This is a genomic window from Microbacterium gubbeenense DSM 15944 (assembly GCF_000422745.1).
Classification (GTDB): domain Bacteria; phylum Actinomycetota; class Actinomycetes; order Actinomycetales; family Microbacteriaceae; genus Microbacterium; species Microbacterium gubbeenense.
Map to the genome: position 1 here is coordinate 1 of NZ_AUGQ01000045.1, position 4,878 is coordinate 4,878.

Genomic DNA, 4,878 nt, shown 5'->3' on the forward strand with positions numbered 1-4,878 from the left:
AAGCAGACCGGCGCAGGCGAGTCGCGATAGCGCGCGCGGAATCACCGGCCGCGAGTCCGCGGGAGATTTCCTCTCGTTCAGTGAGCGACAGTCTCAGCGGTGCCCGTGAACGCGCTGCCGGGCGGATCCCGCCGGTCACTGCCAGGAGCCGACGCACCGCCTCACGGTTGCAGCACACAGCCCGGGCGATAACCCGGACCGGCTCGCCCCCGCGCCATCGTTCCCATACCGCGTCCTGCTGTTCGAGACTCAACACCATGCCCGGGCCTCCTCGCCGATCTATCCGCATGCTTCCACCACTGGGTGGTGCGTTGACCGGTTGAGACCGCCATCGTTTGCGGCGCGGTGAGTGAAGGCACACCAGATCGAATGCCAGAAACGTGCGCCGTAAGCGGGTTTCGGTAGGCGTATTCGGTGGGGTGTGAGCCGGATGTACTTACACCCAGTCCCCAGAGATGTGGCCTGGGGTGAAGCCGTTCCAATAGGTCATCAGTCACTGTATAGTTCAGTGTGTGCTGACTATTTCCTCACGCCTCGATGTCATGAACCGGCTCGGCCGGGCCATGGCCGATCCCACGCGTTCCCGAATCCTAATGTCTCTGCTCGGTGGACCGAGCTACCCGGCTGTGCTCTCTCGTGAGCTGGAGCTGACGCGTTCGAACGTGTCGAACCATCTCACCTGCCTGCGTGACTGCGGGATTGTCGTTGCCGAGCCGGAGGGTCGCCAGACCCGTTACGAGATCGCCGACCCGCATCTTGCGGCTGCGCTCGTCGCGCTCGTGGACGTGACGCTGGCGGTCGATGAGCACGCGCCGTGCGTGGACTCTGCGTGCACGGTGGCTGGCTGCTGTGGGACGGGGGCGGACGCGTGAGCGCGGCGTGTGGCTGCGAGCACGAGCCTGCCCAGCCTGCCACTGCGGCGGAGGATGAGACCGAAGAGGTGGAGCGGCCCTGGTGGAGGGACCGTGGGGTCATGGTGCCGGTCTTCTCCGGTGTCGCATTCCTGGCCGGTCTGATCCTTGAATGGTCCGGCCTCGAGATCCCGGCGCTGGTGTTGTTCTGGGCCGGTCTGCTCCTGGGCGCGTCGACGTTCACGCCCGGCGCGATCCGGAAACTGTTCAAGGGCAAGCTCGGTATCGGGCTGCTGATGACGATCAGCGCGATCGGTGCGGTCATCCTCGGCTACGTGGAGGAGGCTGCAGCTCTGGCGTTCTTGTACTCGATTGCTGAGGCGCTCGAGGACAAGGCGATGGACCGTGCCCGGGGCGGGCTGAGGGCGCTGCTGAAGCTCGTGCCGGAGACAGCGACCGTGCTGCAGGGCGGTGTCTCTGCGCAGGTGCCGGCGAGAGAGTTGACGGTCGGCCAGGTCATGGTGGTCCGCCCGGGTGAGCGGATCGCGACCGACGGGATCGTTCGTTCTGGTCGCTCCAGCCTGGACACCTCGGCGATCACCGGGGAGTCGATCCCGGTCGAGGTCGAGCCCGGCGATGCGGTGTCGGCCGGTGCGATCAACAGCGCCGGCGTGCTGGAGGTCGAGGCGACTGCTGCGGGCACCGATAACTCGCTCACGACGATCGTGGAGCTGGTGGAGAAGGCGCAGACCGAGAAGGGCGAGCGTGCGCGTCTCGCGGACAGGATCGCCCGCCCGCTCGTACCCGGCGTTCTGATCCTCGCAGCGCTCGTTGCGATCATCGGGTCGCTGCTGGGCGATCCAGAGGTGTGGATCACCCGCGCGCTTGTCGTGCTGGTCGCCGCTTCTCCGTGTGCGCTGGCGATCTCGGTGCCGCTGACGGTCGTCGCCGCGATCGGCGCAGCAAGCAAGTTCGGCGTGATCATCAAGTCCGGCGCCGTTTTCGAGCGCTTCGGCACGGTCCGCCACGTCGCGGTCGACAAGACCGGCACCCTCACCCGCAACGAACCTGCGGTCACCGCGGTGCTCACTGCGAACGGCGTGACCGAGACGCAGGCGCTGGCCTGGGCGGCCGCACTGGAGCAGCACAGCACGCATCCCCTTGCCTCTGCGATCACCGCCGCGGCCCCGGGCACACCGGCAGCTGCAGATGTGACCGAGCAGGCCGGGCACGGCATCGACGGCACTGTCGGCGGATCGAGAATCACCGTCGGCAGTCCTCGCTGGCTGGACGCGGGCGACCTCGGGCAGCAGGTCGCGGAGTTGGAGGAGCAGGGCATGACCGTCGTGATCGTCCACCGCGACGGAACCCCCGTCGCCGCGATCGGCGTCCGCGACGAACTGCGCCCTGAAGTCCCCGAGGTAGTCCGGACGCTCACCAACCAAGGCGTCGGCGTGACGATGCTCACCGGAGACAACGCCCGCACCGCTCGTGCACTGGCCGCGCAGGCCGGGATCAGCGACGTGCGCGCGGAACTGCGTCCCGAGGATAAGGCAACCGCGATCGGCGAGCTGTCAAAGGCGGGGCCGGTCGCGATGATCGGCGACGGAATCAACGACGCACCGGCCCTCGCTGGCGCAGACATCGGTATCGCGATGGGCGCCACCGGCTCCGACGCGGCAATCGAATCCGCCGACGTGGCCTTCACCGGCCATGATCTGCGCCTCATCTCGCGAGCGTTCGATCACGCCCGCCGCGGTCGACGGATCATCAACCAGAACATCATCCTGTCGCTGCTGATCATCACTGCACTGCTCCCGCTCGCGCTCTTCGGCGTCCTGGGGCTCGCGGCCGTCGTCCTGGTCCACGAGGTCGCGGAGGTCATCGTGATCCTCAACGGTCTGCGCGCCGCACGCACCCGCACGCCACGACTGGAAAGCTGATGCTCGCAACTATCGGTTCAGCGATCGGCCTGTTCGCGGCAACCAACATCGACGACATTGTCGTGCTCACCGTGCTGTTCCTGGCTTCCAGTCGAGGGAAGCCCCGGCCGTGGCAGATCGTCGCGGGCCAGTATCTCGGGTTCATCACCCTCGTCGTGATCAGCGTGATCGCCGCTCTCGGTCTCACCATCGTTCCGGACGAATGGGTCGGTTTCCTGGGTCTGATCCCGCTCGGCATCGGCATCTGGACGCTCATTCGCGGCCTGCGCCGTAACGGCGATGACGATGATGATGATGACTCCAAGATCACCGCGGTCGGACTATGGGGCGTCGCAGGGATCACGATCGCCAACGGGGCCGACAACATCTCCCTCTACACGCCGATCTTTCGCACCAGCGCCCCCAGCGACGTCGCGATCATGATCGTCGTGTTCCTGATCCTCGTCGCGGTCTGGTGCGCGGCCGGTCGGCTGATCGGTACCAACAAGGCTGTTACCGAGGGGCTGGAGCGCGTCGAGCACTGGCTCGTACCGGCCGTGTTCATCGGCCTTGGCCTGTTCATCCTGATCGAATCTGGGGTCATGGTCCGTCTGATCGAGGTGCTTGCATGACCTCCTCCCAGTCAGAGGCTCATCCGCCCGCTGCGCGCAAGCTGTCGTCGGCGCGGCGGCGGCAGCTCACTGGTGGAGCGCTCTTGATCGCCGTGGTCGTCGTGCTGATTGATCAGGGAACGAAGGTGTGGGCCGAAGCGACCCTCACCGAGCGTGAGCGCATCCCGCTGATCGGTGACCTGCTGGGTTTGCAGCTCGCCTATAACCCCGGAGCGGCATTCTCCTTCGGGGAAGGCTTCACCTGGGTGTTCGCGCTGCTCGCTGTCGCCGCCACGGTCACAGGGATTGTGTTCGCGTTCCGAGTGCAACGCGTGGGATGGGCGATCGTCATCGGCGCGCTCGGCGGCGCTGCCGCCTCACACGCAGGCGACCGCCTTTTCCGCGACCCCGGATTCGCCCGGGGTCACGTCGTGGACTTCCTCGCCTACGGAAACTGGTTCATCGGCAACATCGCCGACATCGTAATCTTCGCCGCAGCGATCACCGGAGCAGTTTTCATGATCCGCGCCGGGGATGAGAGCACCGAGTGAGATCCGTTGTGCGGTGGTGGGACACCCATCAACTCGCCCTCTACATCGGCGCGATCGCCGTGGGCAGCCGTTGAGTGAGTTCACGCTTAGGCAGGCGGGCGGTCGCGATGTAGGCGCAGAGCCACCCACCAGCCGCATCGTCGACAGATGAAAGCGCGATCGTCTCCGAGTGCGTGCAGCTTCTTGCGTGGCAGATGTCGCCCGCAGCACGTGCACGCAACGTCCTCGTCAGTCGCCATGAGCGGAGAGCGCCTCTCGAATCTGTTCAACCGTTGGCATCCCGGCCAGCCCAGCAGGGGTGCTGTAAATACGGCAGGCGAGGTCATTGCTTCGCCCCGACCCCGGAAAGAGATCGTTGCCATCCAGGGTGATCGTGGGGGAGCCCGCGAACGAGACTGCGCCCGCGTCCTCCTCCGTCCGGATGAGTCGGTAGTGAACCTCCGATTCGTCGTGGCCTGTTTCTCGTAGCGCCTCAGAAACACGACGGCCAGCCTCAACCCAGCTGGGGCAACCGGCGATATAAAGCAGCTCAATCTCCACGACTCAATCATCCTCGACTTCGCTGTTGATGTCGTGCCCGGGCTACCACCGAAAACGATGGCGGTCTCAACCGGTAAACGCACCACCCGCCTACTCTGTCAGGTCTTCGTGCCGTAGGTGCCATGTCTGCGGTAGCGAGACCCAGCGATGCCGCCCCCGTATCCTCGAGGGATGAACATGAGTCGTGGTCGCGCAGTTGGGAGTGCTTTCTCCGCGAAGGAGAAGACGGTGCTGGATCTTCTGTGCAGCGGGGATCACCCGTACCGTGAACTGGCTCGCGAGCAGCTCCGCGTCGCGTCGTGGGGTGGGTACCAGCTCGACGAGTGCGACTGCTTCCTTATCTCGGTTCCCAAGTTGCCGAAGGCAGCCCGGATCAGGCACGGTGGCGGACCGTTCTCTACCT

General features: G+C 65.7%; 6 protein-coding genes. 4 read left to right on the forward strand and 2 right to left on the reverse strand.

Going from position 1 to position 4,878, the window contains the following annotated elements; genetic code table 11:
* Positions 1-259, reverse strand: a 259-nt coding sequence (locus tag G510_RS18090; RefSeq protein ID WP_169562646.1) for a helix-turn-helix domain-containing protein, incomplete at its 3' end; no start/stop codon positions are given.
* Positions 260-512: 253 nt separating this feature from the next.
* Here G510_RS18090 and cmtR point away from each other — a divergent pair.
* The 4 genes from cmtR to G510_RS0112940 all read left to right on the forward strand — a co-directional run bounded on the left by cmtR (position 513) and on the right by G510_RS0112940 (position 3,935).
* Positions 513-872 (forward strand): Cd(II)/Pb(II)-sensing metalloregulatory transcriptional regulator CmtR, encoded by a 360-nt coding sequence (gene cmtR, locus G510_RS0112925; protein WP_029153952.1) that lies wholly within the window; start codon positions 513-515, stop codon positions 870-872.
* Positions 869-2,794 (forward strand): heavy metal translocating P-type ATPase, encoded by a 1,926-nt coding sequence (locus G510_RS0112930; RefSeq protein WP_051216761.1) that lies wholly within the window; start codon positions 869-871, stop codon positions 2,792-2,794. Before cmtR ends, G510_RS0112930 begins: the two co-directional genes overlap by 4 nt.
* Positions 2,794-3,405 (forward strand): cadmium resistance transporter, encoded by a 612-nt coding sequence (locus G510_RS0112935; protein ID WP_029153954.1) that lies wholly within the window; start codon positions 2,794-2,796, stop codon positions 3,403-3,405. Before G510_RS0112930 ends, G510_RS0112935 begins: the two co-directional genes overlap by 1 nt.
* Before the next feature lie 92 nt (positions 3,406-3,497).
* Entirely contained in the window at positions 3,498-3,935 is a 438-nt protein-coding gene (locus tag G510_RS0112940; RefSeq protein ID WP_245563361.1) for a signal peptidase II, read from the forward strand.
* A gap of 228 nt (positions 3,936-4,163) precedes the next feature.
* Here the strand turns inward: G510_RS0112940 and G510_RS0112945 are convergent, their stop codons facing one another.
* Positions 4,164-4,475 carry a hypothetical protein gene (locus tag G510_RS0112945; RefSeq protein ID WP_029153956.1) on the reverse strand — a complete coding sequence of 104 codons (312 nt, stop codon included), beginning with the start codon at positions 4,473-4,475 and terminating at the stop codon, positions 4,164-4,166.
* Positions 4,476-4,878: the final 403 nt, after the last annotated feature.

Coding starts and splice junctions, on each gene's coding strand:
- G510_RS0112935 (WP_029153954.1), top strand. CDS start 2,794: ATGCTCGCAACTATCGGTTCAGCGATCGGCCTGTTCGCGGCAACCAAC.